The sequence below is a fragment of the Lysinibacillus sp. CNPSo 3705 genome (assembly GCF_028674935.1).
Lineage (GTDB): Bacteria > Bacillota > Bacilli > Bacillales_A > Planococcaceae > Lysinibacillus.
The window spans coordinates 1-25,602 of the sequence record NZ_JAQZSD010000063.1; the positions used below are offsets into that span (position 1 = coordinate 1).

At 34.0% G+C, this 25,602-nt stretch carries 25 protein-coding genes and 1 riboswitch; of the genes, 19 read left to right on the forward strand and 6 right to left on the reverse strand.

Annotation, left to right across the window (positions count from 1 at the left end; translation table 11 throughout):
* The first annotated feature begins 246 nt into the window (after positions 1-246).
* The 11 genes from PVA17_RS20185 to PVA17_RS20235 all read left to right on the forward strand — a co-directional run bounded on the left by PVA17_RS20185 (position 247) and on the right by PVA17_RS20235 (position 13,986).
* Entirely contained in the window at positions 247-645 is a 399-nt protein-coding gene (locus PVA17_RS20185; protein ID WP_274068741.1) for a hypothetical protein, read from the forward strand.
* 84 nt (positions 646-729) lie between these two features.
* On the forward strand, positions 730-1,053 hold the full coding sequence (locus tag PVA17_RS20190; protein WP_274068742.1) for a PrgI family mobile element protein: 324 nt from the start codon (positions 730-732) through the stop codon (positions 1,051-1,053).
* An 18-nt stretch (positions 1,054-1,071) separates the two neighbouring features.
* On the forward strand, positions 1,072-2,025 hold the full coding sequence (locus tag PVA17_RS20195; protein ID WP_274068743.1) for a hypothetical protein: 954 nt from the start codon (positions 1,072-1,074) through the stop codon (positions 2,023-2,025).
* Positions 1,958-4,078 (forward strand): VirB4 family type IV secretion system protein, encoded by a 2,121-nt coding sequence (locus tag PVA17_RS20200; RefSeq protein ID WP_274068762.1) that lies wholly within the window; start codon positions 1,958-1,960, stop codon positions 4,076-4,078. Before PVA17_RS20195 ends, PVA17_RS20200 begins: the two co-directional genes overlap by 68 nt.
* 39 nt (positions 4,079-4,117) lie before the next feature.
* On the forward strand, positions 4,118-7,546 hold the full coding sequence (locus PVA17_RS20205; RefSeq protein WP_274068744.1) for a TrbL/VirB6 family protein: 3,429 nt from the start codon (positions 4,118-4,120) through the stop codon (positions 7,544-7,546).
* Between the two features lie 31 nt (positions 7,547-7,577).
* Entirely contained in the window at positions 7,578-9,488 is a 1,911-nt protein-coding gene (locus PVA17_RS20210; RefSeq protein ID WP_274068745.1) for a peptidoglycan DD-metalloendopeptidase family protein, read from the forward strand.
* 59 nt (positions 9,489-9,547) lie between these two features.
* The gene (locus tag PVA17_RS20215) at positions 9,548-10,204 is read left to right on the forward strand and encodes a hypothetical protein (protein ID WP_274068746.1); all 657 of its coding nucleotides are present in this window, start codon (positions 9,548-9,550) and stop codon (positions 10,202-10,204) included.
* Positions 10,205-10,373: 169 nt separating this feature from the next.
* Positions 10,374-10,709: a hypothetical protein gene (locus tag PVA17_RS20220; protein ID WP_274068747.1), complete on the forward strand. Its 336-nt coding sequence runs from the start codon at positions 10,374-10,376 to the stop codon at positions 10,707-10,709.
* Positions 10,710-10,769: 60 nt separating this feature from the next.
* Positions 10,770-11,612: a hypothetical protein gene (locus tag PVA17_RS20225; protein WP_274068748.1), complete on the forward strand. Its 843-nt coding sequence runs from the start codon at positions 10,770-10,772 to the stop codon at positions 11,610-11,612.
* Between the two features lie 467 nt (positions 11,613-12,079).
* Positions 12,080-13,339: a resuscitation-promoting factor gene (locus PVA17_RS20230; RefSeq protein WP_274068749.1), complete on the forward strand. Its 1,260-nt coding sequence runs from the start codon at positions 12,080-12,082 to the stop codon at positions 13,337-13,339.
* 341 nt (positions 13,340-13,680) lie between these two features.
* Entirely contained in the window at positions 13,681-13,986 is a 306-nt protein-coding gene (locus PVA17_RS20235) for a hypothetical protein (RefSeq protein ID WP_274068750.1), read from the forward strand.
* Positions 13,987-14,026: 40 nt separating this feature from the next.
* Here PVA17_RS20235 and PVA17_RS20240 read toward each other — a convergent pair whose 3' ends face one another.
* The 3 genes from PVA17_RS20240 to PVA17_RS20250 all read right to left on the reverse strand — a co-directional run bounded on the left by PVA17_RS20240 (position 14,027) and on the right by PVA17_RS20250 (position 17,086).
* A complete protein-coding gene (locus PVA17_RS20240) occupies positions 14,027-14,848 on the reverse strand; it encodes a hypothetical protein (protein WP_274068751.1) in 822 nt (273 codons plus the stop codon).
* Between the two features lie 11 nt (positions 14,849-14,859).
* Positions 14,860-16,077: a DUF502 domain-containing protein gene (locus tag PVA17_RS20245; RefSeq protein WP_274068752.1), complete on the reverse strand. Its 1,218-nt coding sequence runs from the start codon at positions 16,075-16,077 to the stop codon at positions 14,860-14,862.
* A gap of 238 nt (positions 16,078-16,315) precedes the next feature.
* On the reverse strand, positions 16,316-17,086 hold the full coding sequence (locus PVA17_RS20250; RefSeq protein ID WP_274068753.1) for a helix-turn-helix domain-containing protein: 771 nt from the start codon (positions 17,084-17,086) through the stop codon (positions 16,316-16,318).
* A 597-nt stretch (positions 17,087-17,683) separates the two neighbouring features.
* On the opposite strand from PVA17_RS20250, the gene PVA17_RS20255 reads away from it, so the two are divergent.
* The 8 genes from PVA17_RS20255 to PVA17_RS20290 all read left to right on the forward strand — a co-directional run bounded on the left by PVA17_RS20255 (position 17,684) and on the right by PVA17_RS20290 (position 21,477).
* Positions 17,684-18,043, forward strand: coding sequence for a hypothetical protein (locus PVA17_RS20255; protein ID WP_274068754.1), 360 nt, complete (start codon positions 17,684-17,686; stop codon positions 18,041-18,043).
* Between the two features lie 9 nt (positions 18,044-18,052).
* Positions 18,053-18,223: a hypothetical protein gene (locus tag PVA17_RS20260; RefSeq protein ID WP_274068755.1), complete on the forward strand. Its 171-nt coding sequence runs from the start codon at positions 18,053-18,055 to the stop codon at positions 18,221-18,223.
* A gap of 28 nt (positions 18,224-18,251) precedes the next feature.
* Positions 18,252-18,485: a hypothetical protein gene (locus PVA17_RS20265; RefSeq protein WP_274068756.1), complete on the forward strand. Its 234-nt coding sequence runs from the start codon at positions 18,252-18,254 to the stop codon at positions 18,483-18,485.
* Positions 18,486-18,504: 19 nt separating this feature from the next.
* Positions 18,505-18,840 (forward strand): hypothetical protein, encoded by a 336-nt coding sequence (locus tag PVA17_RS20270; protein WP_274068757.1) that lies wholly within the window; start codon positions 18,505-18,507, stop codon positions 18,838-18,840.
* Between the two features lie 375 nt (positions 18,841-19,215).
* Positions 19,216-19,656, forward strand: a complete 441-nt coding sequence (locus PVA17_RS20275) for a hypothetical protein (protein WP_274068758.1) — start codon at positions 19,216-19,218, stop codon at positions 19,654-19,656.
* Positions 19,657-19,726: 70 nt separating this feature from the next.
* The gene (xerS, locus tag PVA17_RS20280; protein WP_274068759.1) at positions 19,727-20,857 is read left to right on the forward strand and encodes a tyrosine recombinase XerS; all 1,131 of its coding nucleotides are present in this window, start codon (positions 19,727-19,729) and stop codon (positions 20,855-20,857) included.
* Positions 20,858-21,034: 177 nt separating this feature from the next.
* Positions 21,035-21,319: an IS110 family transposase gene (locus PVA17_RS20285; protein WP_274068763.1), complete on the forward strand. Its 285-nt coding sequence runs from the start codon at positions 21,035-21,037 to the stop codon at positions 21,317-21,319.
* Positions 21,298-21,477 carry a hypothetical protein gene (locus PVA17_RS20290; RefSeq protein ID WP_274068765.1) on the forward strand — a complete coding sequence of 60 codons (180 nt, stop codon included), beginning with the start codon at positions 21,298-21,300 and terminating at the stop codon, positions 21,475-21,477. The genes PVA17_RS20285 and PVA17_RS20290 overlap by 22 nt, the downstream gene beginning before the upstream one ends.
* Before the next feature lie 312 nt (positions 21,478-21,789).
* Here PVA17_RS20290 and PVA17_RS20295 read toward each other — a convergent pair whose 3' ends face one another.
* The 3 genes from PVA17_RS20295 to PVA17_RS20310 form a co-directional block, all read right to left on the reverse strand.
* Positions 21,790-22,356, reverse strand: a complete 567-nt coding sequence (locus PVA17_RS20295) for an LOG family protein (protein ID WP_274068764.1) — start codon at positions 22,354-22,356, stop codon at positions 21,790-21,792.
* Between the two features lie 80 nt (positions 22,357-22,436).
* A riboswitch (purine riboswitch) is annotated at positions 22,437-22,535 on the reverse strand.
* 862 nt (positions 22,536-23,397) lie between these two features.
* The gene (locus PVA17_RS20300; protein ID WP_274068760.1) at positions 23,398-24,630 is read right to left on the reverse strand and encodes a S41 family peptidase; all 1,233 of its coding nucleotides are present in this window, start codon (positions 24,628-24,630) and stop codon (positions 23,398-23,400) included.
* Positions 24,631-25,283: 653 nt separating this feature from the next.
* Positions 25,284-25,602: LysR family transcriptional regulator substrate-binding protein (locus PVA17_RS20310; protein WP_274068761.1), on the reverse strand; the 319-nt coding region annotated here is incomplete at its 5' end.

Below are 25,602 nucleotides of genomic sequence, written 5' to 3' on the forward strand. Positions count from 1 at the left end.
CATTGGATATATAGTATTATTTAAAAAATAAGATCATTGCAAGAATAATAAACTGAAAATTATTAAATCAAATTTTCGTTGCATACTTCTTCCATATTGGTTAATATCAATGTATAGCAATTAAATATTAGTAGACGGGAACACCCCGCTTTTCACATGACTTTGCTTATAGCTACAGCTATAAGTGAGGTAAGTCATGTTTAAAGCGGGGTGTTTTTTTGTCCCTATTTTGATGGAGGTGAAAAAATGAAAATTAAATCAAATGCTATGAAGTCTTCAAAAGTAAAAGCATTTACATCAGCAGCGGTAACGGGAGCTTTTGTATTTTTAATTCAAGCACATGCTTTTGCAGAAGATGCAAAAGGAGCACTTAGTAAGGCTGGTATTGATGCCAAAACGATTGATGGCAAAGGAACTGATACCTTATATGGTAGTTTAACAAAACTAATATACATTATTATGGGTCTCGGTGGATTATGGTCAGTACTTTGGATTATTATCGGCGCTATGACATTATCAGGTAGTAATGGGAATCCTCAAAAACGAGCTTTAGGTATTGGAGCGCTTGTAACTGCGGCAGGTGGCTTGTTCGTTATCTATAAAGCATGGGATATTGCAGGCTGGGCTGTCAGTCTAGGAAGTTAACTCGATTAATTAATGTATTTTTACAGCACCTTCTATAAAAAAGAAGGTGCTGTTTTATCAATAGTAGCAAAGAGGTGATTTACATTGCGAAGAGAAAAGGTCCCGGTTGATATGTCCAGCGAACAGAAGAATCTAATGGGGGTATTGTCCACAAGACAAGCCATCTATTTAGGAGTAGGCGTTTCGATAACCTATTCGTATGTTCAACCTTTGTTTTCTTTCGTAAACATCGTAGCTGGATGGGTTGCTGCTTTAATAATTTGCATTATCTCTATCCTTCCTATTGCCTTTATCGTTGGTTTCTTTGGTTTTACGAAAGTTTCTAAATACAACATGAATAGAGATTATTTTATGTTAATAAAACTTCAAAAACACACGCAATATGGTAAGTGGAGAAAAGGTGTTTAAGAGAAAGGAGTTATATTTTTGGTAGATGTACTGGTATTCGGAGGTATCGTTTTGGCCATGTATGTAATTTATAGATGGATGGTAAAGGAGCCAATCATCCCATGGAAAGAAAAGAAGGTTAAACCGAATGAAATCTCTTTAAATAAAAACTTAAATAAGAAAAAGAATAAGAAAAAGAATACTACGAGTTCACCTTTGGATGAAGAAGAAGCAGCGCCATTTCGATTACTTTTCCCCGATATTCTAGGTTTTGAAGGTCATATGATTCGGAGAATTGATAATGAATTTAGCATGATCGCTGAAGTAGAACCAGTTAATTACTATCTAAGAGATCAGGAAGAGCAAGAGATAATCGATACAGCGTTTGAAACATGGATAGCTTCAAATAAATATGATGTTCGTATTTATACACAGAATCGTTTCGTGGATTTGTCAGAAGCTATTGAAGAAATTAAACGAACTCTACAATCGCAAGATGATTTAAATCACGAAGCGAGAGAGTTTGGTGAGAACATGATTAAAGAATTATTGCGTTGGCAAAAATCGACGCCTCGATACGAAGCAAAGCGCTACATTATCTTTAATTATCGTGTAGATGTTAAGGAAATTAAAGCAGATGATGAAGAAGAATTAGAAGAAACTATCCTGGATAAGGCCTTTAATGAACTACATCGTCGGATTCAAGCAGCGCGACAGCATTTAAGAAGCGGTGAAATGGATGTCAAAATGCTATCAACCGATGGAATTGTTGAATTGTGTTATTACGCCTTTAATCGTAAGCGAGCTTTAGTAAACCGATATAAAGATGTTGAAAATCAAGAACAACTTTCCTTATATGTAACAGCGGATCAAACTCCAAGACGAATAGCTTTAGTGAAAGGAGAATTAGAAAAGTATGTTCAAAATGAAAAAGCAACAAGAGAAAGCGACCCAGGAAACGAAAACAAAGAAGAGCTTCTTCAATCGATCTAAAAATGTAGCTAACACTGTTGAACCACCTGAACTAGAAATGACAGAAGAAGATTCAATATTGAATATGAAGCCTACTGTCTGGGATGTTATAGCTCCGGATGGAATAGGGATTACTTCTTTAAGTGATGATTCTGGTACTATCAAGCAATCTTTTGGTACAGAGACCAATTTCCAACCTTTCTATATTTCACGTGATGGCTATCCACGTAAATTACAAACTAATTGGCTTAATGACATTGTAGCAAGTGGAGAATGCGACGTTATGATAGACATTCAAAAGATTCCTAAGTCACTTGCAGTAAGGATGCTACAAAAGCAAAATACCATTTTAAAATCAAATTTACACTTTCAAGCAAAAAGAGGTAATCAGGATCAAATCTTAGATATACAGACAAAAATTGCGGATAACGAGATTTTAGCTGAAGAAACTCAATTTGACGAGAATGACCTATACCATGTTAGTGTTTCAGGAATTTTATACGGTGATTCCAAACGGTCATTAGATAAATACCGTGAATATCTTGAAGATTTATTAGCTGGTAGTTTTATAAAAATTGTTTCAACCTGGGGGCGTGTAAAAAAGGGAATACGGTCAAATTCACCCCTTGGGAAAAATGAATTGCCGGACTCTTTGAGAAATATCGATCGTCGAGCGCTTTCAACATTTGCTCCTTTTATTAGTGGTAGTGGAAAGTTTAATGGCGGAATCCCAATCGGGAACAATATGAGAACTGGTCAAAAAGAGTTTTACAATGCTTTTGGTACTAAAGAATTTAGACCGCCTAATTATAATATGGCGATTTTAGGTATTGCTGGTTCTGGTAAATCAATTGCTATGAAACTACTTTTATCGAGGGAAACTACAGGAATGAATGTGTATTCTCGTTTAATAGATGTTGAAGGGGAATACGTTCGAATTGTAAAACGATTAAAAGGTGTAAATATTACCCTATCAGAAGACAGTAAAATTCGAATTAATCCTCTCGCAATTCATGTAACTACAATTCCTTATGATGAAGATGATGAGGAATTGGATGAGCTAGAAGACGGTGATGAGCGTGTTGTAATAGAGCGTGAGGATGGTCAAAAATTCATTCAATTTGTACCGATTCGGGAGAAGATTAATGAAGCAACAGATTTCTTTGATATCTTATGTCGAGGTAAAAACCAGGAAGATTCAGGGTTGGATGTATTCGAGCGAAATTATACAGAAGAAGCTCTTACCCATCTTTATACAGTAGATAAAAGATTCGAGTATCGTACACATCCATCTTCGCTATTTAAAGAAGGTGCTACAGAAGAGAATGGAAGAATCATTCAAACAAAAGTAAAAAAACCAGAACCAACGTTAACGGATGTTTTTAATTATTTAATTGAGAAATATGAAAATGAGCCAAAAGCTGAACGTTTACTGGCGACAATTCGTCCATTCCTTTCTGACGGTTCAAAGCCAATATTTGATGGACAAACCTATTTTGGTAAAGATGTAGATGTTAACATCCACACAACAAAATTAGTGAACTTTAATTTAAAAAACATGGAGGAAGGTTATCTTAGACCAATTGCATACCATGTAATTCTTAATTATGTTTGGGAGTACTTTGTCAAAAATATTGATAATGAACTTAAGAAAAAAGTTGTATATGCAGATGAATTCTGGACAATGGTGGATAACGAGCAAACAGTATCATTTTCTGAGAAAATGGCGCGCCGTGCTCGTAAGCGTAATGCAGGTTTCCGTATAGCTTCTCAAGACTTTATTCGTATTCTGGAGTCTAAAAAAGCACGTGGGGTACTACAGAATACGTATACATTTATGTTCTTTGAGCAAAACTCAGTTGACCTTTCGGCAATTGAAAAAAACTTTAATTTAACTCGTGGTGAGCGTAAATTAATATTTGAAAATCCGGAAAAAGGTGAATGTATCTTACGTATTGGAAAATCTTCTGTGCATTTAAGAACCGATCCATCAACTAGCGATTTAGAGTTTATTGAATCAAATGCTGCGGTATTAGCGGAATCTCGTAAACGTCGGGATTTTGCTAACGCTTAAGAATCATTTAATTCTATTCTAATGAAAGGAGATGGATACATGGGTTCAGTTTTTGAAGCTATTGGTGAGAAGATACTTGCCATATTTGAAAGCTTATTAACCTTTTTATATAAAAGCTTTATTCAACCGTTTACTGGATTATCATCCTTAAAAGATTTAGTTTACGGCAATGCTGAAGAAGATGGAGAGCCGCTGATATGGTCAACATTCCATGAAACTGATTTAACTAATGCATTCTCCCCCATATATTTAATGCTAATGACATTAGCGGGTATCTTCTTTGTTGCCTTTATAGTTATCGGAGGAATGAGAATATCTAGCTCTCAATTTAATGCAAGTAGACGAAATGAGGTTATGGATTTTATTAAAGACCTTATGTTTGTAGGTATGATGTTATTTTTTCTTCCCACTCTTTACGAATTATTATTCCAAATAAATGATGGAGTAATAAATCTATTTGCAAGTACACATGATTCTCAATTAGATACTATTCAAGAACAAATGGACGTGGATAATAAAGAATCTGAGTTTAAAGGTGTAATTGGGAAAATTGCTATAAATCTTGTTTTATTAGGTTTGGCATTATGGGCGAATTTCTATTATATGATGCGTCGAGTAACATTGATTATTTTAATGGGGATGGGCCCTTTAATGTTAGTGTTCTGGATGATGCCTAGTCTTAAATCCGTCACTGCTACTTGGTTTAAAGAATTAACAGGAAGTATATTTGTTCAAGCTGTTCATGCAATGGTCTTTTGGACAATCGCGGTATTGTCCGTATCTTCAAATGGATTAATTGAGACCATTATAGTATACGTAATTTTCATACCAATTTCGGAGTCTCTTAAAGGATTACTAGGTATGGGCGGTAGCATGCAAAGCAATCTTTCAAAAGCGGGAGCTATGTTTGGAATGAGTGCTTTAGCAGGAATGGCTGGAGCAGTTAAAGGTGCCATGGATGGTAAATCAGTATCCAGTACATTACAAGGCCTACGAAGAGGTTCAAATGGTTTAAGAGATGGTAAAAAAGAAGAGGGTAATCAATCGCCAGATGAACCGAAATCAGGTTCTATTACAGGTGGCAAGGAACAAAGTTTTGCAAACTCTATGACAAGTAAAATGTTAAAAGCCGGAGATTTAATGAGTCGAAGTGGTAAGGCTGTCTTTGGAATGGCTGGAGCGGTTGCTGGTTCGGGACTAGGACCTGCCGGAGCAATTGCATTAGCAGAGGCAGGAGCAAAACTAGGTGAAATTACGGGTAATAATGTAGGGCGAGCAGGAAGTGCGGCTGCAATTTTAACTACTTCTAGACTAAAGGCTGGAAAAGATGCGGTTGCTTCAATGAAAAACCGTAAGAGTGATGATGAATCCCTTGCAAAAGGATTGAGTAAACACTACACAAATGATTGGGCAAAAGTAAACAAAGATAAAGTCATGGATGATTTACGTGAACGCTTCCCTAATGCTACACCACAAGAACTAGAGAAAAAATATGGTGATATAAAAAAACAAAAAGAAGCTGAATATCTATCTACAGCTACTGGACATATTAAGTCGGCTAAAAAGTTTGCGAAGGATATCGGAAATGGAAAGGAATTAGTTAATGCATCAGCCGAAGGTATGGCGAAGCAGTGGGCTCAAGATAATAGAGAGACATTTATGCAAGATTATACGACTAAAAGTCCTCAATTAACGGGAGAGTCATCTGAAGAGTTTAATCAACGGAAAGAAGCGGCGTTCCAAAACCGTATCAACGATGTTAAGGCCAAATTTTTAAATGATGGCCAAAAATTCTTATCTGCGAATGTAGGTGCAAGTGGAGATGTATCTAGAGATGCTGTAGCTCAATTTATGAGTGCTTCTGCCAAACAACATATTGGTATTGGTGATACAAGTAAATTACTTCAAGCGTCTAAGGATGGAATGGCAAATGTTCAAGGAGCTTCTTTATTAAATGAAGCGGGAAAACCTAATCTTTCTTTACTAGCTAATAGTATTGCTCATGCTAAAACTGCACAGCAAGGAGCTGAATTTATTCAGAATAGACCAGTTGGTGTATCTGAAGATGTTGCGAGACAAGAATGGTTACAAAAGGAAAAAGAGGTATACGCAGGTCATGTATCTTCGTTAAAGACTCCTGAATTTTCAAATGCAATCAATAGTTCTATCCAGCCTCTTCCAAGTTCTACAGCAAAAGCTTTCTTAAGCGGTGCTGCCGGGTTGAATGCTTTAAAAAATATGGGTCAACGTTTTGAAGCGGGGGCAAATATGAGTTATGCAGCATTTACTCAATCCAAGGATGATGGACAATTATTAAAGGCTATCTCTAATGCAATAAATGGCTTTGGAGCTGGATATGCTAACGAACATATTGCGCAAAATGGCGGAGACGCAGCATTGGCGCAGCAACGATTTACAAATGCAGTCGGTTTTGCCGGGGCATTAGCTCTAGGTAGAACAGGATTAAAGTTAGCACAAAGCGGTGCAACTAGTATGTCATCTCCTTATACGCAAGCAGTACAACAACAAATTTCTTCACCATCTGAAGTTATTTCTATGGCTCAAACTACTGTAGATGATCATGGAAATACACAAATAGCTCCTGGAGCGATTAGACAAGTTATTACACGCGATTCATCACATATAGAGGTAAGAACGAATAGTGGTGAAATTATGACGGTTTCTCGTATGGGGGCTGGTACTGAATCTTTGAAAAATGGTGAGGTTGTGTATCAGGATCTTACAGTAGATGGAGATTCTTTAGTTGTAGTATCAGGTGCAAAAGGAGGTCCTTCTACATATCGCCTTGATAGTGGAGGAGCGAAGATTCAAACACCAGTTGAGGTGAATTCTTCACACAATAGCTTATTAGCAAATCCTAATACTATACGAAATAATGCATCAGTAAAACGTACTGAAGCACCTGTATTTAATCAAAGGGTTGAAGCAGGGAATTTCTTTACAGAGGATATTTCGGCATCTGGTATGTCAAATCCTCAAGTAATTGTAGAGAAAGGACGTCAATATGTAACAGCTGAAAAGGATGGACAAACCTACCGTATTTCTCCTATCTATGCAGGAGATGCCCGCTTGAATAACAATGACTTAGTTACAATTCCAGTTGAAGTAAGTAATGGCCAGTTACAGGCAATTAAAACGGTTGGACAGGGTTCAATTGCTCAAAAAGTTACTCAAGAAATACAAACGGTTAATAACGTTACACAAACAGTTACAATGCAAGATCAATCAATTGGGTCTCGTAAAGTTAATCAACGAGAACAGGTTGCTGGTAATGTACTAGATAATCAAACGGCAACATTTTACGATAGTCGTGGAGTTTCAGGTTTGGTTACTCAAAGTCTACCAGAGCATTTAATGTTCTCACGTCATACAGAACGAGCAATGCGTTCGGCAGACCGTCGAAATCAATTAGATGTAGTCAGAAGAAAACAAGGCATATTAGGCTAGTTGTTTGATACAGAGAGAGGTGTATGTTTAGATGAATCATTCAAACAATGAGGAACAACAACCAACTGTATCGCAAGTAGCAAAAGAAAAAATTAAAAAGGCATCGTCTAAACAAGCAAAAAAATTAGTAAAAAAGGTCGCCAAAAACGCTGCTAAAGTGGCAGTAAAAGCCTTTGCAGGTGCAATAAAAGCAATAATGGGATTCCTAGCCACGGTGCTAGGTCCCTATCTTCTTGCTATTGTAGGGATTTTGCTTGTTATTATTTTTATATTTATTATAACAACAGTTATTTTAAGTGAAGATGATGATTTAGGAGAAGATGCCGGGTTAGTAAGAGAATATGCTATTGCTGCAGCTGATACAACTGTTGATCCAGAGCGTCCAGAACAACAAAAATATAAGATTCCTTTTCAATTAATTATTGCTGCAGTTCAAATCTATTATTCTGAACATAATAATATAGATATTGAAGAAGCGATGTATGATATTGCCGAGGCATTGAAACCAATATTCACCTATAAAACTAAGCAAGGATTAATAGAAACCATAACCACGGTATGTACAGATGGTGTTTGTACCACTACAGAATCAAATGATGTGATTAATGTAGAAGTACTCGTTAGGGTAGATGCTTGGGATCATATTATGATAGGAACCCCAGAACAAGTAGTAGGTGATTGGGTAACTGAAACAACATCATCTGAAAGTGTATCAACGGATGATGAAGGTAATACAGTTAGGTCGGTAACAACAACAACGACTGAAACGCGTGTTACAACATGGATAGCCAATGAAAACGCTACTGAAGATTATACAAGATTTGAGAATGGCTTATTCGCTAAACCTTTTAAGATGGGGGTAGAAGATCTTAAATTAATCGAAGTATTTTATCAATCAACCGGAGGAAGAGTGAATTACGCAGCTTGGAAAAATGGTACCCTTACAGGCGATTATGAATATAGTGGATTTGGCGGGGATGTGGATGTAACACCAGGTAGTAACGTCCCAGCAGAATTTATGAAGTATTACTTAGGGGCTCAGCAACAATTTGGTGTTCCTTGGTATTACTTAGCGGCATTTCATTGGGTCGAAACGAGATTCTCCACTGCTAAGCCTATGATATCCTCAGTTGGAGCAGAAGGCCACATGCAGTTCATGAGATGTACTTGGCATGGATGGGGGTACCCAGGGTGTAAAGGTACCAATGGGCATACTGAGATGTCTGCATCAGATCTATATAATCCGGCTATTATAAAAAAATATGGTGGATACGGTATAGACGCGGATGGTAATGGCAAAGCGAGCCCTTGGGATATTGCAGATGCTATTTATTCAGCTGCATATTATCTATCAAAGAATAACTTTTCAAGTAACCCAGACGGCGCTATAAGGAAATACAATCATTCAGATTCTTATGTAGCTTTAATTAATAAAAAGGCTAAAGAATTTAAAGATGCGGCGACAGTTAATTCAAATGGTACAGGAGAGAAGCCTCCGTTAAATGTGAAAAATGGTTTTATTCGACCTACTGCTGGGGGTATATCCTCGCCTTTCAGTGCTCGATGGGGAACATTCCACTATGGAGTTGATCTTGCTAACGACGCAAATACACCCGTACTTGCAGTTGCAGATGGTGTTATTACAGCTGCTAGGGGTGGATGTCCGCTTCAAGGTAAGTTAGGTAGTAAGTGCGGTGGAGGTTGGGGTAATTATATTTGGTTAAAAGTTTCTGTAAATGGAGTGCAATACGAAACTGTTTATGCACATTTAAATAAAATACTCGTTACAGAAGGTCAAAAAGTGAAACAAGGAGATACAATTGGATTAATGGGTACCTCCGGTAGTTCAACAGGGTATCACCTACATTTCGAGTTACACAAAGGGAGTCGGCTAAAAAGTAACGCAAATGTATTGAATCCAGTAGATTATGTACCAATTTAATATTATGCAAATCACCTACCTTTATGGGGTGGGTGATTTTTTCAAAAGGGATGATCAATATGAATAAACGTAAATTCTCTTGTACCCTACTTATACTAGTTTTTATAATTATATGTATTACGTTATTTTTCTACTTTGCTTATAAAGGAAAAGAAAAAGAAGTATTGCATGAAAATCAAAAATGGGTTGAAAAAAGGGTATCTGATTTAGAAATAGACTATAAAGATAACGAAAAAATTTTAAACTTTATCGAAAATTCATTACCAAGAGAAGTTGATTCTAAAAACTTCCCCTATTTTGTTAGAGATAATTTTAACGGTGAAAAGCTTCCGGAAGATGACTTACAAGAAATGATATTTGCTGAACTACAGTATGCGATTCAAGAAAAAAATATAGATATGCTAATAACAACCTTTGATGTAAATTCATACGTAGAATTTGTTAGACAATACGAAAATCATGAAGAATTGGTAAAAGCAAAAAATAAATTATTGAGCTCCATAGAAAAGTCAGGTACTTTTGAATCGATTAGCTATATTCGTAAGGATAAAAGGTTGTATACAGTCGTATTCAACTATGCAACAGGAAATACAATAAAGGTGGAAGTAAAATTAAAGCGATATACTGTAGATGGAACTAAAAATAAATATTATTATTTAATCGATTCTTCATTTGTAGACTTTTTTGAAGCATTCAATAAATCAACTGAACAGTAAACAATTGTTGTTATTTCCAGTTATAATTGATAAAATTAATCACATAAACTACTTGATTAATTTTATATTTGAACGGGAACAACCTGTCGAGTAAAACATACATTTCGTATGTTTTTTCGACAGTTTTTTTTGTTTTATTCTATTAATCATACTTTTAAGGAGGATAAACATGAACGAACAGCAGATCAAAGGTGAATTTTTTGAAGGAAGTCTTGGTAAGGGTGGAAATTCATTAAATTCATTTTTTGAAATTAGTGAAGACTTAATTATTTTTCTTCAGAAAATAGAACAGTTAAAAGTTAAACAATCTGACTATGAAATTTTTAAGAATATAAATGGCAAATGGAAAAGAGGCATATCTACCTTTTTCCCATTTGCTACAGGTGTCAGGAAACCTAATGTAAGTTTAATTTTTAAAGAGGCCTTCAGTAAAGAAAGAAATGAAGTAGTTATTGGTGAGTCAGGTAATGGTAAGGCATACCATCCTCGTCTTGTGAAAATTTAAAATATCTATGTGAAAGTTTGAGCTTAATTAATCAATCAAATAAATAAAAGGAGGTAAAAAATGCACTCAGCACTTCTTTCTGATGGAAAATTGGTCACAGCAAAGGAATACGAGGCGACAAGGCATGGGATGATTCTCTTTTGTATGGATCCTACTTGCAAAGTACCGGTCCATTTTGTAAAAGGCGATGTATTAAACTCGCCCCACTTTAAAACGAGTGGTAAAGCAAACTCAATTCATAAGGAGTCATGCGGGTTTGCGAAAAAACTAACTTTTAAAGATACCGTATCTAAAGTAAATGAATATCAGGAAGCGTTAAGAGCTCAAGGAATAAGGGAGTTTGTAGTTAGATTAAACATGGATAAGCTTGATCCTGATTATGTACCCAAAGAAGTTAATCGAGGTATTGGTGAAAAGGAACAAGAACCACCTCCTGAAATTGATAAAAAATTAATTAAGGAAAAGCCTGAGACTCCCTCATCTTTGTCCTCCCTAAAAAGTATTAAGAAGTTATATCAAAGCGTTAGTCCAGATTTATTGGCCAGTATTGTTATCTCAATAAAAGGTAATCAGATACCGATCTCTAAGCTAATTTGTCATTATGAAACTGCTCATAACCTATTTTGGAAGGGAGATACACTTGAAGTCCCTTATTTTATTTATGGTGTAGTACAGAAGGTAGTTAGACGTGAAAAAGTATGGTTTATTAATTTAGCTTCGAATGCCTATTTCTTTACTTTAGTCATTTTTGAGAAGTATTTTAAACATTTTTCTTATCGTGATGAAGATCTTCTAAACAAAGAGATATTAGCAATGGGACTCTTAAGGAAAAATGAATATCAAAAAGATAAACCTTCTACGGAAATGATTATTAAATCTGATGATTACATTGAGTTCTTATAACTTCTGTAAAGGAAAGGAACTGTTTTACAGTGAATGATAGTGTGAATAATTTTTAAAGGATTTGCAATTTGAACGATATTAGGGGTTTTCGCCACAGGTCTTTATTTTAGATGGACATTACAAAAATCTAACTCTGATCAATTGAATTTTTCAAACAATACAAGTGAAATTATTTTGATTATCCATGATTACATTAGCCTATCCAGTTAGCCTCTCAAACAAATGATAAAGATATACTAATGAAGGGAGAAATGTTTACATGCAATACTCTGAATATAGAAACATACATGGCAAATGTAGAAAAAGAGTGGGGCGTATTTTGAGTGTTGGAAAACCCCAAGTACTTAGAGGGGTCTTACTAAACGAAAAATTTAATAGCGACCTATTAATTGAAGGTGTACTTGAAAACGTTATGTCCTACTTTTCAAATTTAAAACTTAACCTGAAAAGTCAGCTCTAATAATTCCATGAAAAAGTCTTTTATAGGAACATTGAAGAGTAAGCGAACAGTGATAAGAATTATTTCACTTGTCCTGTTTGTATCTGTAATTTCATTTGTACTTTATCAAGGTTCTAAAAAAAACGTAACGTTTGATGCGAACGGAGAAACAATCGAAGTAACAACACATGCCAAAACTGTAGAACAATTATTACACGATCAAAATATAGACGTTGCAAAGCATGACAAAATATCACCCCCCCTAACTACCAAAATTGTTAACGGCTTAGCAATTTCATGGGAACAGGCAAAAGAAGTAACTATTTCAGTTGACGGAAATCGATTAAAAGTTTGGACAACTGAAACACACGTGAAAGACATTTTAAAAGAAGCAAATATTGAAGTATCAGAGCATGACTCGCTAGCACCAGGTCTAGATACAGAAATAGGAGCAGACAACAGGATCGATATTCAAAAGGCGTTTCAAGTATCGCTTGTCGATGGCGTAAACGAGAGACAGGTATGGTCCACATCGACTACGGTCGCTAACTTTTTAAAACAACAAGGAATTCAACTAAATGAATTCGATCGTGTCGAGAATAACCTTAAGGACGTAATCACTCCGCAGAAAAAAATAACAGTAGTTCGCGTAGAAAAGGTTATTGATGTAGTGGAAGACTCTTTAGATTTCACAATTGAAAAGAAGCAAGATGCTTCATTGCAAGAGGGAAAACAACAAGTTGTAACAGCAGGGCAAAAAGGTTTAATGACTAAAACGTATGAAATCATAAAAGAGAACGGTCAAGTTGTAGCTAAAAATCTACAATCTGAAAAAGTTGTAAAAGAGCCGCAGAATCAAGTGGTTGCAGTAGGTACTAAAACTATAGTGCCTAGTGTTACTAGCGTCCCTAGTAATGCTAGTACGGCTAGTATACCAAGTGTTCCAAATATAGCAAATACATCGAATATATCACTCGGTTTAACAGAGCCAGCAAGCGGTCATGAATTTTATGTAACTGCAACTGCCTATACCGCGTATTGTAAGGGGTGTTCGGGTACATCTGCCACTGGTATTGATTTACGCTCAAACCCTGAGTTAAAAGTAATTGCGGTGGATCCGTCTGTTATTAAGCTTGGCTCAAAAGTTTGGGTTGAAGGCTATGGAATAGCTGTTGCCGCGGATACTGGTGGTGCAATTAAAGGTAATAAGATAGATATATTTGTCCAATCTGAAACTCAAGCAATTAATTGGGGAGTTAAGAATGTGCGTATAAAAATATTAAATTAAATAATTAATAAAGGAGCGGATTAAAGATGAAAAAACTAATTGTTGTATTCATTATATTGCTAGTACCGTTTCTGATTTTAAATAATAAAAAGAGTAGAAAGAAATGGAACGAATTTATGAAGAAAAGTTAAGTAGTGATGAATAATGTACCAAACAAGGTCCTTCTACCTTGCTGGATTTTCGAACAGGCAAAGAACGATAAAAAAGAAATGCATCGCTTGGTGGAAGATTATATGTCTAGATATCCAGATTTCAGATTAATTGAGGTAAGAGGTAGTTTCGCAGTTTGTGAGAAGTTAGAAAACTTAATATAAAAAATAAGAAGACGGGAGTTAATCCGAATGAAAAAATTTTATCCTTCAACTTTAAGTCTAACAAAGGAAGAAGCGACAGTACGTATTTTTGAATACTTCGACAAAGGTGAAATTCCTATAATTGTAGATACTATAAAGAAACAATTTCAAATTCCATTATATGAAACGCAGAAAGTTCGTGAAATAATAGGTGACCTGTTATCAGAAAGGGACAGGCTTGATACTATTGAGTTTTTAAATTTTTGTATGCAAGAAGTTGCAAATAAAAAATTCGAAAAGTGGCTAAGTACACCTGTACATGTTGTACCATTCGATCCTCAGATTCATGGATGATTTGAAAAGGAAGCGGCTTTTCACAGGCCGCTTCCTTGTATTAATTATTTAGCTTTAACACACCATTTATTTGTTCATCAGTAAGGTTACGAACAAATGTGATGTAGCTAGGTAACCCATATTTTTTAGCATATGCAGTCCAATAGGTAACGCCATTTATATATGCATGGCTATGCTCTTTAAGTACTCTAAGTAGTTCTGTTTCTGTACGGTGAAGCGTGTTGTTATATTTGAGCAAAGTCTCTCTGTCTAAACGGGTTTTAATCCAATTCATTGTGGGTAGGTTTTCATTGGTCTTAGACTTATGTTCACGTATGTGCTGCTCCCAAACTTCTTGGGTAGTAAAAAATGCTTGGTGCTTATCTAATATTTCTAACAGTTTCTCATCTGTAAATGTAACAGGATTACCAGTGCTGTTTTTTGATAAATTCATTGCTTCACGGAAATCATTCCAGCTCCCAAAATTATTAATGATTTTTTGGGGGTGCGGCAAGTGTAACTCACTATGATTGCGACGAAATTCATCATACTTCCTCACGGAGATAACATGATCTACGAAAGGTTCCATTACATAGCGTATCAACATCTTTTGATAGTCCTCTTCGATATGTTTTGGTACCTCATTAGTTGATACATTGTGTAAAGAGCAATATTCTGCAAGCAATATGAGTGCATGTTGATGGACGGGTTCCCATTCATTAACTGAGAGTATATCCATAATCGTATGAGAATAAGGCAAATTGTGATGTTTACGTCGTTTAAGCATGGTATCCCATTGATTTGCGATTTCCGTTTTATTAACATAGCGCAAGAGAATAATATCTAGTTCTTTTTTTGAAAAATTTCTATATTTGTAATTCAAATTACACACTCCTAATTTTGTAGGTTTGTTAGATAATCAATGGCCCATTTGTTGTTACGAGCTGCAGCATTTTTAACTTCTTGAATGACATCTGCTCGGTATAAAGGAGCAAATGCATCGATATATGGAACCTTTTGCAATTCACGATAATAGGAAGGTGTAACAGGTGATTTATAACGTTCTATTTCTTCTGGATAAGCTAATGGTAAGGCATAACTTAAAACATGCGCACGTGAGCTTAAATGATTTAAATGGAACTTGTTAGTTGCCTTTTTATAAAGTTTTTCAATTGAGTTACCTTGCAACTTTTCAAACTTCGTTGCATTAGTGCAATTAAAGATATAACCACTACCTTTATCTGTAACGTCTAATGTTATATGGTTTGAATTTTCATCCCAAAAGATATCGACTTTAGAAGCGGGCACATAAAAATCTGCTATTTGTTCTGTGTTATTAACGAATCTTTCATATAGTTCTTCGTAATTATACGGTGTTTTCTGTGGAGACGACTCCACTAAAATTTTTGAAGCATAGGGTGGTATTGGGTTAGGTGTTAGTAGATACCACGTTTTATCGGAATCTGAGTATGCAAATACATAGTCGCTCATGTCCTCTAGGGATGCAATTGCTCTGTTTAAAGTTGATATAGCTTCTTTTTGAGATATGACAGTTCTATTTGCGGTAACATCATCTTTTTGTTCTTGAGAAACAAAGACTGCTGTATATGATTCTTCAATAGATGATGAAGATCCATGAATGATTTCCTTATTTAGTTCTTTAAAAGATTCGGTAGAATCAGGACGAATTATTTTAAGTCCTTTCATTAACTTAAAGATAGGATAAATCACAATCATCAAAGGTAATAAAAGTAATGAAAAGGCGTATTGCAAAGGAGTAGGGCGATTGCTATTAAAGTTGCTTCCAAACAGATTCAGCATAGATAAGATTAAAAACGTTGAAATGGCAACAAGGATAAAGAATATTAAAATCAATCCTACAATTAGACCCAATACATTAATAGTCGTATGAATTGGTGTACCAGTATTTAAGCCGATTTTTTTAGCAATTGAAACTAAACCCACCGATTCAAAAATGGGGTAGAACCAATCGTTCCACTGCCAAACTATTAAAAACGTAACTAGAATCCCTATGATTCCAGCCAATCCATTTTCTTTTTGCATATCATATTGGCGCTTAGTTCCATATAACCAAAGTAAATCATTTAGCATAAAGTATCACTCACTTTCATAAATAGAAATTATTAATACAATTTTATATTAATGTTATATTTTATGTAAGATAATGATACTCGATTCACTGTTTATTGTCAAATTTTAGTTTTTATAAACCATAGTCAAAAAAATAAGTAAAAATAAACGTAGCAAAATTTTAATAAAAAAACATAAACACCCAAATTATCTCTAAAAAATCATCAAATTAATTCATGCCCTGGTAATTAAGCTAACTTTATTCAAATATATCAAAAGAGGATAGAAGAGATTTAACTTGCTCTAATTCATCCACTGTTAGTTTGGATAAAATAATTGAGATTTCATTTCTTAACTGTAGTTCATATATAAAAAGGTCATTAAAATCTTGTACGTTTTCTTTTGAATTTTTTACTTCATTCGTTTGAAATTGAATTTCTTTTTGAAGATAGTCAATTTTATTTAAGATATTACCCATTTTATCGTGTAAAGATTTCAAATCTAAAAATGCATGTATTATTTCAGACCAATTATTCGGTTTCTCACCTTTATAGTTAATTGATTTTCGCTCATTGGAAAAATGAGTATTAACTAATGGCGAAGTAGGGGGAACAGGAATACGGTCTATATAAGAAGGCATAACAAACCCTACGTGGTCTCTACGATACTCAACAACAAGTGAAGGTGAAAGGATATAACCTGGATATGTACGACTTAAGCTAATTATTGTTTCGAAGAGATCTTCTTCATCTTCAAAAATATAGCTAAGTCGATATGATTTCTTTCTTAGTAGTGCTTTTGCCCAATCTAATGTAATAAAACGTTCGAGGGTACTCCTTTGAAGTAGTTTATAACAAGCAATACACACATATTCAATAGGTGGGGTAATTCGACCACTTTCAATACCCGAAAGAGTCCCCAAAGGAATATTAAAAATATCTTCAGCGGCTTTTTTTTGAGTAAGTTTATGTTGTTTTCGCGCATTTTGTAATCTTTCTTTCATGGTAATACCTTTTACAGATAATGACATTAAATCAGTCCTTTCGTATAAGTACAGATGTACGTTTAAAGCAGGAATATAGTAGTTGTAAATTTCTAATTGTTTACTATTTATTATACAGAATGTGTAGATATTAGCTATAACATGTATTATGTGAACTGTAAAATTTACATTTTTATATCAACTATAACAATTTCAGATCATCAATTCATGAAAGTCTTATTATCTCTAGTAAAAATTAGATTTGCAAATTGACAAGATAATATATAAAACGCTTAAGACTATTAATAAGTTACTGAATGTCTACTAAGGTATCTTTTTACATGTAAAGTCCTTAATCAGTTAAGTCAACATTGTTCAGATGTCATGGACAAAAACTTCCGGACACTCAAAGTACTTTTTGATAAGCATTCTTATTAATTTGTCTAAAGGTTCATGTCAAAAATAAAGACAAGAACTTTTAGACATTCTAATTTTTGTTAGGAAATTCCTGTCTAGGGAAAGTTCTAGAGTGATTGTTCACAAAATATAAATTTAACGAACAATCAAAGGTTAAATGTAGTAAAATTAGATTAATAAAACAAAATCGAGAATTGATATAGAAAATGAAGAATTGGAGAAAAATGTATGTTAAGAAAATTCATTAATTATTTAGCAGAGCTGCCACAGCGTAGAATTGATAAAAGAAGAAAAGAATATGATGATTTTTATCGTGCTGAGGGTTACAAAGAGCCTGAGTTTATAAAATTTAGCCCTAGGTCAAATAAGACTTCAAATACAACGGAGCGCAATATAAAACATAACTCTTCAGGAACACTTGTTAACGGTTCTAGTAATTCAAATACAATGGGCAATATCATTTACAGTTCAGCACTATCTGAAACCGCTTCAGAAACCTCATCACACACTATTTGTTCACAAACAGATTACTCCCATTCAAGTAGCTTTACATCTGGTAGTACAGATAGTTCATCTTATTGCGATTAGGAGGCGAATATGAAGTCACTTGAATTGTTAGCACTTATGGAAGAACAGCAAAATTTAATTAAAAGTATTTCATTTTTAGAAAATGAATATAGCGATATTAATAAGCAGATTAAATCAATTTTACTTAAGGAATTAGAGGTTTGTCAGAATCAAATTAGCAGCTGGAAAAGGCAAAAATAGAAAACTATACAGAAAGGCTGTGTTATTAATGACTACATCATTTACTATTCCAGTTAAATTAGAAGATATTGAATTGACAGAAGATCTCCTGCAGGCATTTGAGAAAAAACAAAGTAAAGTATTTAAAGTCACAACAAAATTAGCTTTGGTAAGTGATCTGTTACCTAAAAGTGATATCGGTCATCTAAGTCCATTAACGAATGTATTGATCATAGCTGATTATGATAAAGGACGATTAGATATAGATATACTGGAAGATTAATGAAAGCAGGTATTAAAATATGGTGAGGTATTCATATGATTTATTTACAATGATTTCTGATTATTGGTCCCCTATCCCCAAATTTAATCAAGGCTCATTAATTCTATTGCTGATTTATAGTAAAAAACAAAATTATCAATCTGTTGAAGAATTACAAAAGGATTATGAACAGCTACATCTATACAATGATAAAGTAACACCGGATTTTCTAATGATTTTTTCTGAAGCAATGAATTATCTTTTAAAGAATAATATTGTTAATGTATCCGAACAAGGTTTGGCGTTAGATGAGGAGCAATGTCTTTTATTTCTCCTGGACAATACTAACACTACTCAAATTAATCTACTAAACTAATTTCGCACCTTTCTTATACATAGTTCAGTACCTGATCGATTTGAGTAGTGGTTTGAAATTTATAAGTAAGTTTGTAAGGGGTATGTCAAAGGTGCGATACTAGTTTATATGAAAAATAGTTAGAAAATAGACTGGAGGGAATTTATTTTGAAAAAGACAATAGATATAGCTCCAGAACTATTACATAATACAGAGGGCCTTCATTAATACAAAGCTACATTACAATAAGTAATCAAAGAATAATTGGTAAGGGAAAAGCTTCGATTCCACAATATTGTGTGTTATATCCAAGTTACAGAATATAATATTGAGGATATGGAGTTTAATAGCTCTGTAAAAAATCTACGGATATTTAAATTAGAGGAGTGTATAAAATTGAATAGTGTATTAAAAAAGTTATTTACTGTAAACAAAGAAGAAACTATAGAAGAAAAGCTAAACCTACTTGATTTTAAGAAAGAGCTTTACATAAAAGATATTAAAAAAAGAAAGCAACAACACAAATCATTATTAAATTATAGATACTACCAACAGGAGGATTATGATAAAGTAATACAATTTGCTACCCTTATAACCGAAAAATTGCAAAAAGTCTATGGAGTTAATGGGGAATTCACCCCTTTTGAACTAAAATTACTTAATAAAATTTTGTCCGAAAACTTTGGAGTTAGTTTCTACTTACTTTCAGATATAAACGATGAAGAAGATCAAAAGGAACCTTTAATTAAAGCATTGGTTGAGGAAGGTTTTCAGTTTGTAGATAATGTGGGATATGTCAATTTAGATAGAGTAGTATCTAAGGTATCAATAAAATAAAAAAATAAGAACGAATGTTCGTTAAAATTGTATTTTGTGAACAATTGAAGAGGATGGAGTGTTTTTATAAATGGCTATAACACCTGAGAAATTAAATATACGTAAATTACTAGAAAAACATTGTGACACTATGCCCTTCTATGTTAAGGAATATATACAATCAAAATTAACTGCAGGATTGTCTCCTGACACCCTTTTACAGTATCTCTATAGATATAAACACTTCTTTAGTTGGTTGCTCACAGAGGGTCTTGTGGAAGCTGAGGATGTGGCTGCTATCCCCTACTCTGAATTAGATAGAATGCGGAAAGATACAATAGAAATGTATATTCAGTTTTTACGTAACGAAGATATTTCGAAAAAAGAAGATGATACTGAAGGCAAACCAAAAGCTTTAAAATTACCTGAGTATCGCGGCGAAGCGGTTGTCGCCTTATCGATTCAAGCTTTAAAGTCCCTTTTCAATTATCTAACCAAAGAAACCGAGGATGAAGATGGTGAATGTTATTTCTATCGAAATGTAATGTCTAAGATTGTAACGCATAAAAAAGGAGAAACGGCCAGCCGTAGAGCCCGTGATCTTAACGCAGTTATATTAAATGACGATGATATTTCAGCATATCTTAAATTCATTGAGAATGGTTATAGTGAGACATTAACTTCTGCAGAAGCCAAAAGCCGATGTGAACGAGATAAGGTTCGTGATTTGACTATTAACTCGTTAATTTTAGGTACCGGTATGCGTGTTGGAGAAATTGCCAGTATTGAAATGAACAATATACATTTGCACAGTCGATACATAGATGTTGTACGAAAAGGCAATAAGCCAGATTCAGTTTCAGTGCTAGAAAGCGCCATAGAGGATTTAGAGCGTTATTTGGGTATTAGAGAAACCAAGTATCCAGGAGCTAAGCAATCCCCCTTCCTTTTTGTGAGTGTCTATGGCGGCGTTGCAAGACCCCTTTCCAGAAGAGCAATTCAAAACATCGTTAATAAATATACTTCTGCTTTTTTTAAAAGTAGTAAAAGTCCCCATAAATTAAGACACTCGTTTGCAGTAGATTTTATCCGCAGCGGTGGAGATATAATTTTATTACGAGATCAATTAGGCCACTCAGATATAAAAACGACTTCATTGTATACTAATATGTCTTCAAAAGATGGCGAAAAAGTCTTGAATGAAATGGATAAGAGAAGGTAAAAAAAGTCCAAACTGTAGCTTTTGAATAAAGTTCGATTAAAAGTAAGTTGCAAACGCTGATTTTATACAGAAAGAAACCAACTGTTTTGAAACAAAGTTTGATCAAAACAGTTGGTTCTTTATTTATCTAGTTTGATTTTTATAATAAAGATTGCCATTCATGGCATCGCTACTCGAATGGCTGAGCAAATCTTAGCAGAAGTCGGAACTGACGTGGAGAAGCAATTCCCCAGTGCGGCTCACTTATGTTCCTGGGCAGGGCTAGTACCTGGACACAACGAGAGTGCTGGTAAAAGGAAATCAACTAACATGAAAAAAGGAAACAAATACTTGAAATCAGCTTTAATAGAAGTTGCTCATTCTGTCAGAGGATCCAAAACCTACCTGGGTGCAATGTATAGACGAACTGCTTCACGAAAAGGTAAAAAGCGAGCAGGAATATGGTTGCCCATGCAATTTTAAGAATCGCCTACTATCTCTTAACACGCAAAGAAATGTACGTAGACTTAGGTGAAGATTACTTTGACAAGCAAAAAGAACAATCTATTGTACGATATTCAGTTCGAAGACTTGAAAATTTAGGGTATAACGTCACAATCGTTGAACTGGATGCCTCCTAATCCAAAAAATAATTCTTTCCTAATTTTGACGCTGCAAATTTTAAAAAACAAATGAGCTGCGTCTGCTTTCGTGTCGTCTTTATCCCGAAATTGAAGAGTTTTATTTTCATGGGAGTACAATAAGAAAAAAGAGCTGTTCAAACAGCTCAATGGTCTTCAAGTAAAGCAACCCGATAGTTTCTTTCACAAACTTGTTTATTTTTCACTTAACGTATTGCGGGAATGCTACCTTATAGTCACATAAGAAAAGGGCTACCTTATTTTTATTAAAGAAAGTTCAATAAAAATAAGACAATCCTATTTATAATTGGCTTATTGCCACTTTACTTGATATGAGTACTTATAAGCGTCCATTTTTTCTAACAGCTTCTTTGGGTCGGTATCTACAATTATCAAATCCCTGTATGTTTCTTTCATAAACCCTTCTTGAATTGTATGATCTATCATGGACAATAGAGGATCATAAAATCCATTAACGTTTAATAATCCACATGGTTTTTGATGATAACTTAGTTGTGCCCAAGTAAAAACTTCAAACCACTCTTCTAAAGTCCCTACACCACCAGGAAGAGCAATGAAACCGTCCGATAGAGATGCCATTTTTGCTTTCCTTTCGTGCATAGTAGCAACGACATGTAGTTCTGTAAGCCCTTCGTGTGCAATTTCAACGTCTTTTAATTTTTGAGGAATAACTCCTATTACATTCCCTTTATTTTCTAATGTTGAATTAGCTATAGCCCCCATACAACCTACTTGAGCGCCTCCGTAAATTAATGTTCTGTCTTGTGAAGATAACTCTCTTCCCAGTTCTTTAGCTGCTTCTAAATAAGAGGCATTTTTTCCCTCACTTGAACCACAAAATACGGTTATATTTTTTATTTTCATTATTGGTCCCCCTGTCTCAATTTCAATTTTTTAATTAAATACAGAAATAAAAAATTCCTGATTACGAAGAAGTACAAGATTTGTACTTTCTTCGTAATCAGGAATTACGGTTCCTGGTAGAGACCTCCAAACCATATCATTGGAGTTATACGAAATTTCATTAAATTCATAGTTGCTTTTTAAAGGATAACAAAAAATAGTTTAGGTTGTCAATCTAGTCCAACACCGAATAATCCTTTAGTTATTGTAAAAGCATATTGCATAAATAATAATATTTTCTTCTTCAACAAGCCTGCCTCGTTAGCCATCCATGTAGCGCAAAAACCAGCGCTACACCACAGAAAATGAAAGATGATTAAGTTCTTTCATGGGAGTTTAAGTACATTTCTTCACAATCTTAAAGTGATATTATCATAAATTTCCAATAAAAAAACCTCACCTCTAAAAATCTATAGAGGTGAGATGTTTTTAATCAATCTTTATTATAAATGATCAAACTTTTTTATAAAGCTACACGTGGCTTTCCTTTTGAACATTATTTATACATGTTTTTATGTACTTTCTTCAAAAGTAATTTATAGCAATGCTTTAGTGGTATTTGGAACACTGCAGCACTATCGACTTTAATGAATAAAATTATGCATATTTCTTAACGTTGTAAATCCGCATTTTTCTGACGCTAACTCTTGCAAAAGTTTTAGTACATATACTAAAACTTAAATCCTTTATCCAAAAGGCTTCGAATATATCATTGTGTTTATAACAAATTTTAATAATTATTTTCTTTAACTAACCTGCCCAGTCAGCCATCCATGTAGCTCAAAAATCAGCACTTCACCACAGAAAATGAAAGATGACTAAGTTCTTTCATGGGAGTTGAAGAACAAAAGCGATGCTTATTCAACAATTGCGCCCGATTATGGAATATCGTTATTCCCAAAAAGGTACGAACGTTGATATAAACAACATTCGTACCTTTTTGTTCTATTACCTAACTTTCATTTGGGAACGTTATTTTGTATATCAATTAATTTATTATACAGTCGACTGACATAAATTTAATACGTAATTTAAATCTACATCTTTTTTCAAATGTTCAGGTGTCCAAGGAATATGAATATGTGGTAATACACCTGTTTCATTACAATGATATTTTTCGTGCATTTTAGATGTACTATATACAAATGCATAATCACCGTAATCTTTTGTTACAACATTAAAGTAATCGATAATGCCCTTTGTAGCTCTTCCAACGACCGTTACTTTAGGCGATTTTTTTGCGTTTTTTACAAATGTATCGCCCGAGCTACCACAAGTAACATCGGATAAAATATACACATTTTTGGGATACTCTCTACCATTAATTATAAAGTCGACTTCTTGATTAAGTGATAACAGTCCTTGCCCGCTATAAGTTCGATATTTTTCAATTTCCATTTCAATCCATTGTTTTGTTTCTGCATCTAGCGGTTGTTGTAAATAATTTTTTAAAGTAGTAATCCATAAATTACAATTTTTTTCTGTAAAGTTTATATACGAAACTTCATCTGATTCGAACAGTGTTGAGGCGTTTATTTTTTTATCAAATAAATATTCTAAAAGTGGGGAATAAAATAAATCATTTCCGCCTAAATTTAGGCGTACGTCGATAATTAAGTTAGGTGCTTCGTTTAATCCTTTAAAATTATCTTCCACGATTTTTTGAATTGGTTCACTTTGTGTGAAATCCGTAATTTTTATGTAGTTTGTATTTGAGTTTAACTGTTTAAATGAATATTCAGGAATATAAGAAGGTCTCGGGTATTCCTTTAAATCGATTTCATATATTTGATGATTTCGTTGGATTTTTATTGAATCCACAAGCGTTAAAGCTACATTCCATGATTGTCTTTCATGAATACTGTCAGTTAAAAATTTATAATGCTCTTTTGCAAATTCTTCAATTGAGCGTCCGTCCAAAGCTAAAATTTCATCCCCAATTTGCAAACGTTGCTCGCCTTGAAGCTCTGTTACATAAAGTGCATTTTTATAACGATTTACTTTAAATCCTTTAAACGGAATTGTATTGTTTTTTTTAGTAAATATAAGATGACCATCTTTAAAATCTAATAAATAACTTTGTACGGTTTGTACGAACTCTACTACATCCATTTCATCTGTAATACGATAATTATTGGGACAGTTAATATGCTTTTTATCTAAAAACCCCGCATAATCGTTTGATATAATGTCTACAATGTCCTGAAATATTTCTGTTTTAGTATGCATTTAATCACCCCTAAAATAAATTCATATATACCATATTGTACCATTATTTTTATTTTTAGATTTAGCATGCGGGCTGCTAGAATTAATTAGATTGAATAAAACCATAGAAACATTCCCAAAGTTTCGTTTGGAATTCTTTAATAAAAAGTTGTTATTCAACAATCTGGCCCTATAACAAAAAAACACCCAATTCTATATAAGTGTCTTAATTGGATGTGGATGTATACTCTTTTTTTATACCAGCTCGATTAGATATGCGCTTGATAATATATCTTTAAATTAGCAATGCCCATCCTCCTTTTTGGCCTTCTGTCCGTAATAAACAAACAAGGTTCCTTATCCTCTCGTTCATCTAAATACCTTTTTAACCAAATGGAACAGCGGGTATTAAAGTACACTTCCTTTTTCTTCTGATACTTTCGGAAACCGAAATCCATTTTCATAAAGAATTTCATGTTTGGGCTGCCTTGAAGAGCGTAGTATGTTTCGGTACCTTTTGCATCAGTATTTGATACGGGATTAACATGGATACCTACGAAGATCTCACCATAATTAGCATGTATAAAGTCAACTCTACCTGATAAAAGTTTGAAGGATTCTTCTTATTTACCAGGATAGTAATGGTAATTTTAATTTCGGGAAAAAACATATATTTAAATTTTGTTAAAAACAATTCGTTGGGAATATTCTATAAATCTTTTTGCGGCTGGTGACGCTTTTTTTATTGAAGGTATTGCAATTCCTAAATTTCGTAAACAAGGCGGCTCCAAATTTAGAGTTTGAATTTTGCAGTGTTTATATCCCTCTAAAACTAATTTAGGTAAGACACTTATACCTAAACCTCGTTCAACCATAGAAATTATTGTGTAATCATCTGTAGATGTAAACTTCACATTAGGTTTTAGTTTATGTTTTTCAAAAAATCCATGAACTTCATAATCAAAATTACTGGGTAATTGTATAAATGGATAG